This is a genomic window from Roseomonas sp. AR75, assembly GCF_005222815.1.
Taxonomy (GTDB): Bacteria; Pseudomonadota; Alphaproteobacteria; order Acetobacterales; family Acetobacteraceae; genus Falsiroseomonas.
The window spans coordinates 176568-190596 of the sequence record NZ_STGB01000006.1 but is presented as its reverse complement, the minus strand read 5'-3'; the positions used below and the strand labels follow the sequence as shown (position 1 = coordinate 190596).

The following is a 14029-nucleotide window of genomic DNA, read 5'->3' as shown; positions in this document are numbered from 1 at the left end:
CGCAGGGCGAGTCGACACACGCAACGATGTCTTGATCCCGCCACATCTGCGCAGGACATTAGAGGACATGCGCGCGATGGTCGGCATCTCCTGCTGCAACAAGGCCTTCGGGCTCTTCGGCACGCCGAACCACGCCGCGTCGGACAGCTATGTCCGCTGCACCCTGGGTCCGGCCGGTGGCGTGCCGGTGCTGCTGCCCGCCGCCGGGGAGGCGCTTGTGCCGGAGATCCTGCCGCGGCTGGACGGGCTGATCCTCACCGGCAGCCGGTCCAACGTGCACCCCGACCATTACGAGGGTCCTGCGCATGCGGAGGGCACGCCCGAGGACCCGCTGCGCGACGCCACCACCCTGCCGCTGATCCGGGCCGCCATCGCGCAGGGCCTGCCGGTGCTGGCCATCTGCCGCGGCTTCCAGGAGCTGAACGTGGCGCTCGGCGGCTCGCTGGACCAGCGCATCCAGGACCTGCCGGGCCGGATCGACCACTCCACCCCTTCCGACCAGAAGCTGCCGAAGGTGCGCACGGGCAAGGCGCATGCACTGCGCGTGGCTACGGATGGCATGCTGGCGCGGATCTGGAACGGCGCGGGCCTGCCTTGGCGGCCGGACGGCGTGGCGGTGAATTCGCTGCACAACCAGGGCATCAAGCGCCTGGCGCCGCGGCTGGTCGCCGAAGCCTGGGCGCCGGACGGCACGATCGAGGCGGTGCATGTGGCGGATGCGCCGGGTTTCGTGCTGGGGGTCCAGTGGCACCCCGAATATGATTGGGAGGAGGACAGGCTGAGCCGCGCCCTGTTCGAGGCCTTCGGCGCCGCCGCTGCCGCCTGGTCGGCCGGCGAGCGCCCGGAAGCGGCGGCACGTCGCCTGGCTGCGGCCTGAGCACGTCAACCGCCGGGCGGTTGAACCTGTTCAAGTCGGCGCGACCTGATGCGCTTTTTGCCGAATCTGTGGCACGGACGCGCATTCGCCTTTTGCATGGAAGGCCTTGGCCGCGCTATTGTCTGCAAACCGGCCCTACTACGCCGGGGAGCGGTCCGGTTCCCCTGCCGGCTCGCCCGACCATTCCGATCGGAAGTAGAAAGTAGCGCCCGGTCACCCCCCTGACCGGGCGTCTTTTCTTTCGACGCGACGGCCCGGAATTCCCGCCTCACGATCTTGCGCGCGCGCCGCCAACGGGTAAGAGGGCCGCGCTGCCAGTTGGGGAACACGCATGTCCGACTTCGTCATCGCACCGCCCAAGGTCGCCTACCTGCCCGTGAAGGGCGGCGGCAAGTTCCCGGTGCGCCGCATCTTCTGCGTCGGGCGCAACTATGCCGAGCATGCCATCGAAATGGGCTCCGACCCCACGCGCGAGCCGCCCTTCTATTTCGCGAAGCCGTCCGATTCCGTGGTGATCGACGGGGCCGACATGCCCTATCCGAGCCAGACCAAGAACCTGCACCACGAGATGGAGCTGGTGGTCGCCATCGGCACCGGCGGCGAGAACATCGCCATCAGCGATGCACTGAAGCATGTCTGGGGCTGGTGCGCCGGCCTCGACATGACCCGCCGCGACATCCAGAACGAGGCGAAGAAGACCGGCCGCCCCTGGGACATGGGCAAGGGCTTCGACCACTCGGCGCCGATGGGCCTGCTGGTGAAGCATGACGGGTCCTATGACGGCTCCAAGGGCAAGATCGAGCTGAAGGTCAACGGCAAGGTCACGCAGGTGTCCGACCTGTCGAAGCTGATCTGGTCGGTGCCCGAGGTGATCGCCAACCTCTCCGGCCTGGTGCGGCTGGAGCCCGGCGACCTGATCATGACCGGCACCCCGGAAGGCGTCGCCGCCGTGGTGAAGGGCGACGTGCTCGAGGGCTTCGTCGAGGGCGTCGGCGAGGTGAAGACGAAGATCGTCTGATTCACTCCCCACGACGGCGCTTCGCACCGTCGTGGGGCCCCGCCTTGGCACCTGATCCTGGCGGGTTCGGCTCATCCTGTCGTGGCAAAGCCACGACAGGGCGCCAGGGGGCGCAGTGTGCCGGCGGGACTGTTTGCTCGGGCCAGTTTCGCTCCGCGCCCCATCGCTACCCGTTCCCCTTCCGCCACTCCTCGATCTGCGCCAGCACGGTCTGCAGGTCGCTGACATCCACGTAGCGGCGGCCGATGTCGCGCAGATTGTCGCGGTGCGGCTGCTCCTCGATGTCGCCGACGCAATCCTCCGGCACGATGGTGCGGTAGCGGTGGCTGAAGCTGTCGATGGCGCTCGCACGGATGCAGCCCGAGGTGTTGCAGCCCGTCACGATCACCGTGTCCACCCGCTCCTTCGCGAAATAGTCCGCGACGCCGGTCTGGAAGAAGATGCTCGGCCCCTTCTTGCAGACCGCGAGGTCATAGGACGGGTCATAGATGCGCGGATCGATCGCCGCGCTCGGGTGGTCGTGCCGGAAGGTCTCGCGCACGGCGGTGATCTTCCAGTACGGCATCTCCCGCTCGTTCATGTAGGCGGTGTTGCAGGTGGCGACCGGCACGTCGTATCGCCGCGCGACCTCCAGCAGCCTGCGCGTGTTCTCGAAGGCGCGCAGCACCAGCGGCGCGCCGCCCAGCGGATAGGCCGGGTCGGTGAAGGCCAGCATGAAGTCCACCACCACGATGCCCGGCTTGCGGCCGAAGCCGACGCCGATCTCGCCATAGCTGCGCCGCGCGTAATCGTCCGACATGCCCTGCCTCCTTCGCCGAGGCGCCGACGATCCCCCGCGCGCGCCGGCTTTGCAACGCCGGGCGCTGCGGGCAGATAGGGCGTTCGCCGAACTCCGAGGGACACGCCTTGGCCCGCAAGCCCGCGCGCAAGACGCTGCGCATCGTCACCTGGAACATCAACTCCGTCCGGCTGCGCCTGCCGCTGCTGAAGGATCTTTCGGCCGCCCTGGAGCCGGACGTGATCTGCCTGCAGGAGACGAAGTGCCCCGACGAGCACTTCCCGCATGAGGGCGTGGAGGCACTCGGCTTCCCGCATCGCGCCGTGCGCGGGATGAAGGGCTACAACGGCGTCGCCATCCTCTCGAAGCGGCCCTTCGCCGTGCGTGAGGGCACCGATCCCGACTGGTGCGGCAAGGGCGATTGCCGGCACCTGGCGGTCGAGCTGGATGCGCCGGGCGGACCGATCGAGCTGCACGATTTCTACATCCCCGCGGGGGGCGACGTGCCCGATCGCAACGCCAACCCGAAATTCGCCCACAAGCTGGATTTCGTCGCGGAGGCCACCGCCTGGTCCGCCGCGCGGCGCGACGCCGGCGGCTTCCGGCGCGCCGTGCTGGTCGGCGACCTCAACATCGCGCCGCTGGAGCACGACGTGTGGTCGCATCGGCAGCTTCTCGACGTCGTCTCCCACACGCCGGTGGAGACGGAGGCGCTGACGGCGATGATGCGCGCTGGCCAGTGGTACGACGCCGTGCGCCACTTCGTGCCGGAGGACCAGAAGCTCTACACGTGGTGGAGCTACCGCGCGCAGGACTGGCGCGCATCGGATCGTGGGCGGCGGCTCGATCATGTCTGGGTCTCGCCCGACCTCGCCGGCGGGCTGCGCGCGCATCACGTGCTGAAGGACGCCCGAGGGTGGGAGCGCGCGTCCGACCACGTGCCGGTGATGGTGGAAATCGCCGGCTGACCGGCGCCGCCCGCGCGGAACGTTGCGGAACGACGACACGCTGATAAATCTCTACGCCGCGGGCGCCGGGGCCCGCCAAGGGCGCGGCGGAGAGCGGACATGTCCATCAGCCTGACAGGCTTCGGGCCGAGCGTCACCTTCGGCGAGAACGCCGTGAACGCGGCGCCGCAGGTCATCGATGGCGACGTGACGCTCAGCTACAGCGGCCCGGTCGCGCTGACCGGCATCTCGGTCTCGGGCCTCCTCGCGCAGGATCGGGTCTCGATCGCCAATCAGGGCATCGGCGCCGGCCAGATCGGCTTCAACGGCAGCGTCGTCAGCTTCGGCGGCCTGCCGTTCGGCACGGTCTCGGGCGGGGTCGGCGGCACCTTCACCGTCGCGTTCACCGCGGCGCCCAGCGCGACGGCGCTGGATGCGCTGATCCAGGCGCTGACCTATGCCAACGTCTTCGACGCCCCGGCGACCGCGCGGACCCTGACGCTCGCGATCGAGCCCCTGTTCGGCAGCGCGACGGTGCGCAACGTCACCGTCGCTGTCACGCGGGAGAACGACGCGCCGCTGATCGTCTCGGGCAGTGCGGCGAGCTTCGCGGAGAACGGGACAGGCATCGCCTACCAGGCTGCGGCGATCGATCCGGACGGCGCGACAGGCCTTACCTGGTCGCTGCAGGGCCTCGACGCGTCGCAGTTCACCATCGATTCCGCAGGCGCGGTGCGGTTCAACCAGGCGCCGGACTTCGAGGGCCCGCTGAATTCCCTGGCCGACAACGTCCACAGGATCACGGTGACGGTGAGCGACGGGCTCGCCAGCGCATCCCGCGCGGTGGACATCGTCGTGACGAATGTCAACGAACCGCCGAGGCTGGCCGTGCTGCCCGGCGCGCTGACCTTCGGGGAGAACGCCGCCAATGCGGGGCCGCTGCTGCTGTTTCCCGCCGTGGCCTTCAGCGCCGAGAACGGGATGGCCGGCGGGACGCTGCATGTCGCCGGGCTGCTGCCGGAAGACCGCATCACGATCCTGAGCCAGGGAAACGGGGCGGACGAGGTCGGGTTCGAGGGAACCACCATCCGCTATGGCGGCATCGCGGTCGGCACGGCGACGGGCGGGGACGGAACCGCGCTGATCCTGCGCTTCAATGATGCAGCGACGGCGGAATCGACGCAGGCGGTGATCCGCGCGCTGGCCTATGCGAATGTCAGCGACACGCCGACCGCGGCACGCACGCTGACGCTGATGGCGACGGACGCGTCGGGCCAGAAGATCGGCAGCCCCTGGACGCCGAGCTTCGCGCTGCTCACGGGCGCGGCCAGCCCGGTGGACGGCTTCGAGGCCGGGGCCTGGGCTTCCCCCGCGCTGGGCGACCTCGACGGCGACGGGCGCCTTGACCTCGTGGCGATCGGTACGGATGGCGGCTTCCGGCTGTCGGCGTGGCGCAACACGGGCACGGGCTTCGAGCCGTTCGCGGCTTTCGAGGGCCTGCCGGTCGCGCCATGGGGGGTGCCCGCGCTGGGGGATCTCGACGGCGACGGGCTGGCCGACATCGTGGTGGGCTCCAGCGGAGGGCTCGCGGCCTATCGCAATGCCGACACGGGCTGGGAGGCGCTGCCGGGCAACCAATTCGCCGGGGTGACCGCGCCCGTCGGCGCGGCGCCGGCTCTCGGGGATCTCGACGGCGACGGGCTGCTGGACCTCGTGCTTGGCGGCAGCGACGGCACGCTCTCGGCTTGGCGCAACACCGGCACGGGGTTCGTGGCCTTCGCCACGAACCCCTTCGACGGCATCAGCGTCACGGAATTCAGCGCGCCCTCGCTGGGCGACCTTGACGGCGACGGGCTGCTGGACCTCGTGCTCGGCGACGAGGAGGGCGGGCTTTCCGTGTGGCGCAATACGGGTGCCGGCTTCCAGGCCCTTGCCGCCAACCCCTTCACCGGCGCGACGCTGAGCGCCACCAGCAAGCCCGCCATCGGGGACGTGGATGGCGACGGACGCGCCGACCTGATCGCGGGCGAATTCTTCGACCGCTTCACCGCGTGGCGCGGCACGGCGGACCTGCCCGCCGTCTCGGTCACCGTGACCGCGGAGAACGACCTGCCCGTGCTCACCGTGTCGGGCAGCGTGACCTTCGCGGAGAACGGCAGCGCCATCGTCGTGCAGGCGACGGCCAGCGATGCGGACGCCACGGGCCCGCTCTCCTGGTCGCTCGCCGGCGCCGATGCCGCGCTGTTCACCATCGACGCCACGGGCGCGGTGCGCTTCGCCCTTGCGCCGGACTTCGAGCAGCCGCAGGACCAGGGCCGGGACAACGTCCACGACATCGTTGTCGCCGTATCGGACGGCACGGCCACCACCATCCAGGCCGTCGCGATCACCGTCACGAATGTGCCGGAGGTGCCGCGCCTCGGCGGCGTCGGCGCCTTCGCGGCCTTTGCCGAGGGGCAGGTGAATACAGCGCCGCGGCTGCTCGCACCGGCCGCCACCTTCGCGCTGGGCGACACGCTCGCCGGTGCGACGCTGACCGTGGCCGGGCTCCTGGCGGAGGACCGGGTGACCATCCTCCCGCAGGGCGACGCGCCCGGACAGATCGGCTTCGACGGCACGGTCATCCGCTTCGGCGGGACGGAGCTCGGCACCGCCTCGGGCGGCGAGGGCGCGCCCTTCGTCGTCTCGCTGACCGGTGCGGCGGACGGCCCGGCCGTGCAGGCGCTGCTCGGGCGGCTGGCCTATGCCAATGCGAGCGAGACGCCGACGCTGTTCCGCACGCTGACGCTCGATCTGGTGCAGGCGAATGGCGGCGCCCCAGGCGGCCCGGCCGCCCCGGCCTTCACGCTGCTCAGCGACGCAGCGAACCCCTTCGCCGCGATCAACGCGGGCAGCGGCGCCGCGCCCGCGCTCGGGGATATCGACGGCGACGGACTGCCGGATCTCGTGGTCGGCAATTCCAGCGGCATGCTTTCGGCCTGGCGCAATACAGGGGCGGGCTTCGAACCGTTCGTCACAAACCCTTTCGCGCTGATCGACGTGGGCGACTTGAGCAAGCCCGCGCTTGGCGACATCAACGGCGATGGCCTGCTGGACCTGGCCGTCGGCAATGCGAATGGGACCGTGTCGGCTTGGCGGAACACGGGCAGCGGCTTCGAGGACTTCCCGACCAATCCTTTCGCCGGGATCGACGTAGGCACCCGCAGCACGCCGGCATTCGGGGACATCGATGCCGACGGACTGCCCGATCTCGTGGTGGGGGAGGATTTCGGCGCGCTCGCGGCCTGGCGCAACACGGGCCTGGGCTTCGAGCTGTTCGCGACCAACCCCTTCGCCGGGGTCCCGGCATTCGACTATGCAGCGCCCGCCTTGGGCGACATCGATCGGGACGGGCGCGCCGACCTCGTCCTCGGCGATGACAACGCCAGGCTGGAGGTCTGGCGCAACACCGACTCGGGCTTCGTCCGCCTCGCCACCAGCCCCTTTTCCTATGGTGTGTTGTTGGAGGACAGCACGCCGACACTGGGTGACTTCGACGGAGACGGGCACGCGGACCTCGTGGCCGGCGGCTTCGGCGGCGGCAAGCTTGCCGCATGGCGCAACGTCACCCCGCCCGCCGCCTCCCTGGCCGTCGCCGTGACGGCCGAGGACGACGCACCCGCCGGCCCGCGCGTGGTGACGCTGGCACCGTCCGCGGAGGACGCGACGCGGGTGATCACCCCGGCGCAGCTTCTGGCCGGCTGGTCCGACCCGGAAGGCGCGGCGCTGCAGGCGCTCGATCTCGCGGTGATCTCCGACCCCGTCGGCACGCTGGTGGACAACGGCAACGGCACCTGGAGCTTCACGCCCGCGTTGAACGACAACAGCAACGTCGTCTTCGCCTTCGACGTCTCTGACGGCGCGAACAAGGTCGGCGCCGTGGCGCGCATGGACCTGACGCCGCTGAACGACGCGCCGACGGGGATCGTGAATCTGCTGCTGAACGGCGGGTCGAACGTGATGACCGCCTCGGCCGACCTCAAGGACGTGGACGGCCTCGGCGACATCGCCTTCCGTTGGCAGGCCTTCACGGGCGGGGCGTGGCAGGACATCGCGGGCGCGAACGGCACGGGCTTCGTGCCCGGCGCGGCGCTGCACGGCACGCTGATGCGCGCGGTGGCGCGCTACACGGATGGCGACGGCACGGTGGAGAACGTGGCCTCCGCCTTCGTGGCGCGGGTCGGCGGTGCGGCGGACGACAATTTCGGCGCTCCCGGCAGCGCGTCCCAGCAGGCGGGCGGCGCCGGCAACGACACACTGGCCGGCAGCAACCAGCGCGACGTGCTGGTGGGCGGCACCGGCAACGACCGGCTGATCGGCAACAACGGCAACGACATCCTGATCGGCGATGCGGGGGCGGATACGCTGACGGGCGGCTTGGGCGCCGACTTCTTCCGCTATGTCCGCCCGGTGGATGGCGGCGACATGATCACGGATTTCCAGCCCGGCACCGACGTGATCCAGCTCGACGCCAGCTTCTTCAAGGGCCTGCCGGTCGGTACGCTGAACCCGGCGAATTTCGCCGCCGGCGCGCCGACCGCCGCCCTGCCGCAGGTGCTGTACGCCAGCGGCGCGCTGTCTTTCGACGCGGACGGCACCGGCGCGTTCGGCGCCACCCTCATCGCGACGCTCACCGGCGCGCCGGCCATCACCAGCGCCGACATCTTCGTGATCCCCTGAGGGTCGCGGGCGGGCGGCATTCGCCGCCCCGCCTCGCTTCTACGTCGCGTGGGGCGCGTGCGGGTCGTTGGCGATTGCGCGCAGGCGCCAGCCGAAGGCGACGAACAGCACGCCCATCATGATCGCCTCGATCCCGACCAGCCAGACCAGCGCCAGGATGCCCGGCCCGGGCGCCGCCATCAGCCAGATCCCGATCAGCACGGACAGGGCGCCGAGCGCGCCCAGCATCCAGTCCCCGGCGCGCCAGGCCAGCACCAGCCGCAACACGCCCACCACCATCGCCCAGGCGCCCACCGCGATCACCAGCGCAACGGCCGACAGACCCGGCATGAACAGCACCACCGCCGCGAACAGCAACGAGAACACGCCGTCCAGCGCCAGCCAGGTGCGGGAGCGGTGGCGGCCCGTGAGGTCGGGCTCGCCGCGCGCCGCCTGGATCAGGGAGGCGATGCCATCCACCGCCATCCAGGCCGCGATGAAGGCGAGGATCAGCGCCAGCCCCGCACCCGGGAACATGAAGACGAGGATGCCGAACAGGATGCCGGCAATGCCGCGCAGCAGGAACAGCCACCAGCCACGCGCCAGCGTGCGCACCGCGGCGAAGCGGGTTTCCATCGGGGTGGTATCGGCCATGGATGTGCCTTCCGGACAGGGTTGCGTCGTCGGCGCCCGCGACGTTGCGGCGGAGGGGTTGCCGATTCGGCCATCAGGCCTGATTTTCCGCCGAAAGGGACGAAGGAGGAAAGACCATGATCCGTCGCCGTACGATTCTCGCCGCGAGCCTGGCAGTGCCCGCCATAGCGCAGGCCCAAGGCACTTGGCCGCAGCGCAATGTCCGAATCGTGGTGCCCTTCGGCCTCGGCGGCTCCGCCGATGTCGCCGCGCGCTTCCTGGCGGAGCCGCTGCAGCAGGCCTTCGGCCAGCCCTTCGTCATCGAGAACCGGCCCGGCGCGGGCGGCACGATCGGCGCGGACAACGTGGTGAAGTCCGCGCCCGACGGCTACTCGCTGCTGCTGATGTCGAACACGCACACGGCGAACGAGACGCTGCTGCCGAACCGGCCGTATCAGCTGATGCGCGACCTGTCGCCGGTGGCGGCGCTCAACATCGCGCACCACGTTCTGGCGATCCACCCCTCGCTGCCCGCGCAGAACCTGCAGGAGTTCATCGCACTCCTGAAGGCGAATCCGGGGAAATACGACTACGCCTCCTCCGGCCCCGGCACGCCCTATCACGTGGCGGCCGAGGTGTTCCTGGCCATGGCCGGCGCGCAGGCGACGCATGTGCCCTTCCGCGGCTCGAACGAGGCGCGCACGGCGCTGATCTCGGGTCAGGTGCCTATCATGTTCGATGCGATCCCCACCATGCGCCCGCAGATCGAGGAAGGCCGCGTGCGGGGGCTCGCCACCACCGGCCCGCAGCGCAGCCCGCTGCTGCCGAACCTGCCCGCGGTGGCCGAGGCGCTGCCGGGCTACGAGGCCTCCATCTGGCTCGGCATCATGGCGCCGGCGGCGACGCCGCTGCCGATCCGCGAGCGCATCAACGCCGAGATCAACCGCATCCTCGCCCTGCCCGCCACGCGCGAGAGCCAAGCGCGCATGGGCGCCGCGCCGATGCCGATGAGCATCGCGGAATTCGACGCCTTCCTGCGCCGCGACATCACCCGCCAGGCGGAGTTCATCCGCATGGCGAAGATGACGCCAGCCTGAGTACCTCTCCCTCCCCCGCCCTCGCGGGGGAGGACCGGGGTGGGGGAAACACCACTGCCCATTCCATTCCGACTGAACGGCGCGCCGGTCGCGCCGGAGATCGAGCCGGATGCGCCGCTGCTCGCCGCGCTGCGCGGGCCGCTCGGCCTTTCCGGCCCGCGCTTCGGCTGCGGGACGGAGCAGTGCGGCGCCTGCGTCGTGCTGCTCGATGGCGCGCCGGCCTTCGCCTGCACGCTGCCCGTCTCGGCCGCCGCGGGACGGCAGGTGGAGACGGTGGAGGGGCTCGGCACGCCCGAGGCGCCGCATCCGCTGCAGGCGGCCTTCCTCGACCTGCAGGCGGGGCAATGCGGCTATTGCCTCTCCGGCATCCTGATGGCGGCGGCAGCACTTCTGCGGCGCGTCGCGCAGCCATCCGATGCGGAGATCACGGCGGCGCTCGCGCCGCATCTCTGTCGCTGCGGCTCGCACAACCGCATCATCCGCGCCGTGCGGCGCGCGGCAGAGGCGATGGCGCCGGCATGAACCTGGCCTTCAAGGGTGTCGTGGACGACGGACGGCCGCGACTGCCGGGCAGCCTGCACGTCAACCGACGGCTGGACCGCTGGCTGCGCTTCGACGCGCAGGGCTTCGTCACGATCTCGCCGGGCAAGGTGGAGCTCGGCCAGGGCATCCTGACCGCGCTCGCGCAGATCGGCGCGGAGGAGTTGGACGTCGCGCTCGCGCGCATCCGCGTGCAGCCCGCCGCGACGCCGGACAGCCCGGACGAGGCGGTGACATCCGGCTCGCTCTCCATCCAGGAGAGCGGCATGGCGCTGCGCCACGCCTGCGCCGATGCGCGCCGCATTTTTGTGTCCGTTGTCGCCCAGCGCAGCGGCGTGTCGCTCGACGACATCGTCGTTCGCGACGGGGAATTCTGCGCGCCGGATGGCCGCGTGCTCGGCTCTTATTGGAGCATGGCCGATGCGGGGTTGCTGGCCGTGGAGGCCTCGCCGGAGGCGAAGCCGAAGCCGGCCGCAGAGCGCCGCGTCGCCGGAACCTCCACGCCGCGCCGCGACCTGCCCGACAAGGTCTTCGGCGCGCCGCGCTTCGTGCACGACCTGCGGCTGCCGGGCATGCTGCATGCGCGCCTGGTGCGCCCGCCCTCCCGCGGCGCGGTGCTGACGGCGGTGGATGAGGGCGCGCTGCCCGGCGGCGCGACGGTGCTGCGCGACGGCAATTTCGTCGCCGTCGTCGCCGCGGAGGAGCACCACGCGGAGCAGGCGGCGGAGCGCGTCGCGCGCCGTACGCGCTGGGACGAGCGCGACACGCTGCCCCATGAGTCCGCGCTGGAGGACTGGCTGCGCAGCGCACCGCGCGAGACATCCGTCGTCACCGAACGCAGCGCGCAGACGCCGCAGCCGACGCATCGAATCGAAGAAAAATTCTTCCGGCCCTTCCTGGCACATGGCTCGATCGGGCCGTCCTGCGCCGTCGCGCGCTGGGACGGCGCGACGATGGAGCTCTGGACGCATTCGCAGGGCATCTACAATTTGCGCACCGACCTCGCGAAGACGCTGCGCCTGCCGCCCGAGAACATCGTCCTGCACCATTTGGAGGGCGCGGGCTGCTACGGCCACAACGGCGCCGACGACGTGGCGCTGGATGCCGCGCTGGTCGCGCGCGCGCATCCCGGCACGCCGATCCGCCTGATGTGGTCCCGCGCCGAGGAGCTGGGCTGGTCGCCCTTCTCGCCCGCGATGCTGGTGGAGATCGAGGCCGAGGCGGATGCGCAAGGCACGCTGCTGGCGTGGACGCATCAGGTGACCTCCAACGGCCATTCCGGGCGGCCCGGGCGCGGCGCGCTGCCGACGCTGCTCGCGGCGTCCATGATCGCGGACGGCTTCGAGGTGCCGCTCTCGATCAATCCGCCGCTGGCCGGCGGCGGCGGGGCGCAGCGCAACGCCGTGCCGCCGTATCGCGTGCCGGCGCTGCATGTCGGGATGCACACGCTGCAGGCCATGCCGATCCGCGCGAGTGCGCTGCGCGGCCTCGGCGCGCTGGTGAATGTCTGGGCGATCGAGAGCGTGATGGACGAGATCGCCGCGCGCGTCGGCGAAGATCCGCTCGCGCATCGCCTGCGCCACCTGGACGATGCGCGCGCGCGCGACGTGCTCGCCCGCGCCGCGCGGATGGCGGGATGGGAGACGCGCGCGAAGCATGAAGGCCGCGGCTTCGGCCTGGCGGTCTCGCGCTACAAGGGCACCGGCGCCTGGTGCGCGGCGGTGGCGGAGGTGGAATGCGCCGAGCGCGTCTTCTGCCGCCGGCTCTGGCTCGCCGCGGATGTGGGCGAGCCGATCAACCCGGACGGCATCGCGAACCAGGTGGAAGGCGGCGCCATCCAGGCGACCTCGATGTGCCTGCTGGAAGCGGTGCGGCACGACACGCGCGCCATCACCTCCGATGCGTGGGAGCGCTACCCGATCCTGCGCTTCCCGGAAGTGCCGGAGGTCGCGGTGGAGCTGATCGCGCGGCCGGAGGCGCCGCCGCTCGGCGCCGGGGAATGCAGCCTCGGCCCCACCATCGGCGCCATTGCCAACGCCATCGCCGATGCGCTCGGCGTCCGCGTCCGGCACTGGCCCTTCACGCCCGAGAACCTCGCCAAGGCAACATGACCCTCACCCTCGCCTGCACGATGAGCGACCGGACGCGCCCTATCCACGAGGGGCGCGTGACGATCGAAGGCTTCGACATCGCCCGCATCGCCGGCGAGCCGGAAGACCTGTTCCGCATCGCCATGCGGGAAGCACGGCACGAGATCACCGAGCTCTCCATGGCGAGCCACATCCTCTCCGTCGCGCGCGGCGACAGCCGCTACATCGGCGTGCCGGTCTTCCCCTCCCGTGCCTTCCGGCATGGCGCGATCTATGTGCGCACCGATCGCGGCATCGACCGCCCGGAAGACCTGGCCGGGCGCCGCATCGGCGTGCCGGAATACCAGCAGACCGCCGCGCTATGGGTGCGCGGCATGCTGCGCGACCAGCACGGCGTGGACACGCGCGGCATCGCCTGGCGTTCCAGCGGCGAGCGCACGCCGCTGCAACTGCCGCCGGGCCTCGACGTGCAGACCATCGCGGCCGGCGAGACGCTGGAGGCGATGCTGGCGGACGGAAGGCTCGACGCCTTCATCGGCCCGCGCCCGCCCGCCTGCTTCCTGCAGCAGACAGCGCCGGTGACGCGCCTGTTCCTCGATGCGCGCGCGGCGGAGGAGGCCTATTTCAAGGCCACCGGCTTCTTCCCGATCATGCATTGCATCGCGATCCGTCGCGACGTGGCAGACGCGCATCCGGAGCTGCCCGCGGCGCTGCACCGCGCCTTCGCCGAGGCCAAGGCGCAGGCGCTGGCGGAGCTGGCGATGGTGAACGTGCTGCGCGTCTCGCTGCCCTGGATCGCGGCCGAGGCCGCGTCGCAGGCCGCCTTCATGGGTGGCGATCCCTGGCCCTACGGCTTCGCGCGCAACCGCGACGAGATCGCCGCCATGTGCCGCTATGCCGTGGCGGATGGGCTCGCGACGCGCGAGGTGACGCCGGAGGAACTGTTCCACCCCGCCACGCACCAGGCGTAGCGCGGAGGCGTCAGCTCACCGGCGGGCCGCAGCGGCGCCAGGTCGGCTCGATGCTGCCCGAAGCCGCCTGCGCGCGGACCATGTTCTCGCCCATCAGGGTCAGCGTCACGGTCCCGCCGCCGCCGGGCTCGCCGGCCGGGGCTGTGTAGCTGAAGCCGTGCCGCGTGTAGTCGCCGGCCATGCGCGCACCGCCGGGCGAGACGAGGCTCGGCCCCTGGATCGTCATTCGCAGCCCCGTGTCGGTGCACCAGTTGCCGTCGATCGAATCGGCGCGCGCCGCGTTCGGCATCAGCGCGGCGACCGCGAGCAGCAGCGCGGCGCAGGGGGTGAGAAGGTGGCGCATGGACAGGTCTCCGTCGGGCGGATGGCGCCAGCCTATC

The 14029-nt window shown here is 71.1% G+C and carries 11 protein-coding genes; 8 read left to right on the top strand and 3 right to left on the bottom strand.

Translation table 11 applies throughout. The annotated features are described in order from the left end of the window. Positions 1 to 67 precede the first annotated feature (67 nt). Positions 68 to 877: a gamma-glutamyl-gamma-aminobutyrate hydrolase family protein gene (locus tag E4T13_RS25480; protein WP_137181171.1), complete on the top strand. Its 810-nt coding sequence runs from the start codon at positions 68 to 70 to the stop codon at positions 875 to 877. Between the two features lie 331 nt (positions 878 to 1208). After that, on the top strand, positions 1209 to 1895 hold the full coding sequence (locus tag E4T13_RS25475; protein ID WP_137181170.1) for a fumarylacetoacetate hydrolase family protein: 687 nt from the start codon (positions 1209 to 1211) through the stop codon (positions 1893 to 1895). Between the two features lie 166 nt (positions 1896 to 2061). On the opposite strand, the gene E4T13_RS25470 is transcribed toward E4T13_RS25475, so the two are convergent. Next, positions 2062 to 2694 carry an isochorismatase family protein gene (locus E4T13_RS25470; protein WP_137181169.1) on the bottom strand — a complete coding sequence of 211 codons (633 nt, stop codon included), beginning with the start codon at positions 2692 to 2694 and terminating at the stop codon, positions 2062 to 2064. 107 nt (positions 2695 to 2801) lie between these two features. Here E4T13_RS25470 and E4T13_RS25465 point away from each other — a divergent pair, with 107 nt between their 5' ends. Together E4T13_RS25465 and E4T13_RS25460 are read left to right on the top strand one after the other, a co-directional pair. Continuing rightward, positions 2802 to 3641, top strand: coding sequence for an exodeoxyribonuclease III (locus E4T13_RS25465; protein WP_240791291.1), 840 nt, complete (start codon positions 2802 to 2804; stop codon positions 3639 to 3641). 99 nt (positions 3642 to 3740) lie between these two features. Next, positions 3741 to 8339 carry an FG-GAP-like repeat-containing protein gene (locus tag E4T13_RS25460; RefSeq protein ID WP_137181168.1) on the top strand — a complete coding sequence of 1533 codons (4599 nt, stop codon included), beginning with the start codon at positions 3741 to 3743 and terminating at the stop codon, positions 8337 to 8339. Between the two features lie 39 nt (positions 8340 to 8378). On the opposite strand, the gene E4T13_RS25455 is transcribed toward E4T13_RS25460, so the two are convergent. Then, entirely contained in the window at positions 8379 to 8972 is a 594-nt protein-coding gene (locus E4T13_RS25455) for an HdeD family acid-resistance protein (protein WP_137181167.1), read from the bottom strand. A gap of 116 nt (positions 8973 to 9088) precedes the next feature. On the opposite strand from E4T13_RS25455, the gene E4T13_RS25450 reads away from it, so the two are divergent. Genes E4T13_RS25450 through E4T13_RS25435 form a run of 4 tightly spaced genes read left to right on the top strand, consistent with a single transcriptional unit; the run spans position 9089 to position 13649 of the window. Further along, a complete protein-coding gene (locus E4T13_RS25450; protein ID WP_137181166.1) occupies positions 9089 to 10048 on the top strand; it encodes a tripartite tricarboxylate transporter substrate binding protein in 960 nt (319 codons plus the stop codon). Between the two features lie 39 nt (positions 10049 to 10087). Next, positions 10088 to 10570, top strand: a complete 483-nt coding sequence (locus E4T13_RS25445; RefSeq protein WP_240791290.1) for a (2Fe-2S)-binding protein — start codon at positions 10088 to 10090, stop codon at positions 10568 to 10570. Further along, positions 10567 to 12699: a xanthine dehydrogenase family protein molybdopterin-binding subunit gene (locus tag E4T13_RS25440; RefSeq protein ID WP_137181165.1), complete on the top strand. Its 2133-nt coding sequence runs from the start codon at positions 10567 to 10569 to the stop codon at positions 12697 to 12699. The genes E4T13_RS25445 and E4T13_RS25440 overlap by 4 nt, the downstream gene beginning before the upstream one ends. Continuing rightward, positions 12696 to 13649, top strand: coding sequence for a hypothetical protein (locus E4T13_RS25435; protein ID WP_137181164.1), 954 nt, complete (start codon positions 12696 to 12698; stop codon positions 13647 to 13649). The genes E4T13_RS25440 and E4T13_RS25435 overlap by 4 nt, the downstream gene beginning before the upstream one ends. A 10-nt stretch (positions 13650 to 13659) precedes the next feature. On the opposite strand, the gene E4T13_RS25430 is transcribed toward E4T13_RS25435, so the two are convergent. After that, positions 13660 to 13992: a hypothetical protein gene (locus E4T13_RS25430; RefSeq protein WP_137181163.1), complete on the bottom strand. Its 333-nt coding sequence runs from the start codon at positions 13990 to 13992 to the stop codon at positions 13660 to 13662. Positions 13993 to 14029 lie beyond the last annotated feature (37 nt).

What these genes read in the sequence shown, in the direction of transcription:
- E4T13_RS25475 (WP_137181170.1), top strand. Translation starts at nt 1,209, where the DNA reads ATGTCCGACTTCGTCATCGCACCGCCCAAGGTCGCCTACCTGCCCGTG.
- E4T13_RS25450 (WP_137181166.1), top strand. Translation starts at nt 9,089, where the DNA reads ATGATCCGTCGCCGTACGATTCTCGCCGCGAGCCTGGCAGTGCCCGCC.
- E4T13_RS25480 (WP_137181171.1), top strand. Translation starts at nt 68, where the DNA reads ATGCGCGCGATGGTCGGCATCTCCTGCTGCAACAAGGCCTTCGGGCTC.
- E4T13_RS25470 (WP_137181169.1), bottom strand. Translation starts at nt 2,694, where the DNA reads ATGTCGGACGATTACGCGCGGCGCAGCTATGGCGAGATCGGCGTCGGC.
- E4T13_RS25460 (WP_137181168.1), top strand. Translation starts at nt 3,741, where the DNA reads ATGTCCATCAGCCTGACAGGCTTCGGGCCGAGCGTCACCTTCGGCGAG.
- E4T13_RS25455 (WP_137181167.1), bottom strand. Translation starts at nt 8,972, where the DNA reads ATGGCCGATACCACCCCGATGGAAACCCGCTTCGCCGCGGTGCGCACG.
- E4T13_RS25435 (WP_137181164.1), top strand. Translation starts at nt 12,696, where the DNA reads ATGACCCTCACCCTCGCCTGCACGATGAGCGACCGGACGCGCCCTATC.
- E4T13_RS25430 (WP_137181163.1), bottom strand. Translation starts at nt 13,992, where the DNA reads ATGCGCCACCTTCTCACCCCCTGCGCCGCGCTGCTGCTCGCGGTCGCC.
- E4T13_RS25440 (WP_137181165.1), top strand. Translation starts at nt 10,567, where the DNA reads ATGAACCTGGCCTTCAAGGGTGTCGTGGACGACGGACGGCCGCGACTG.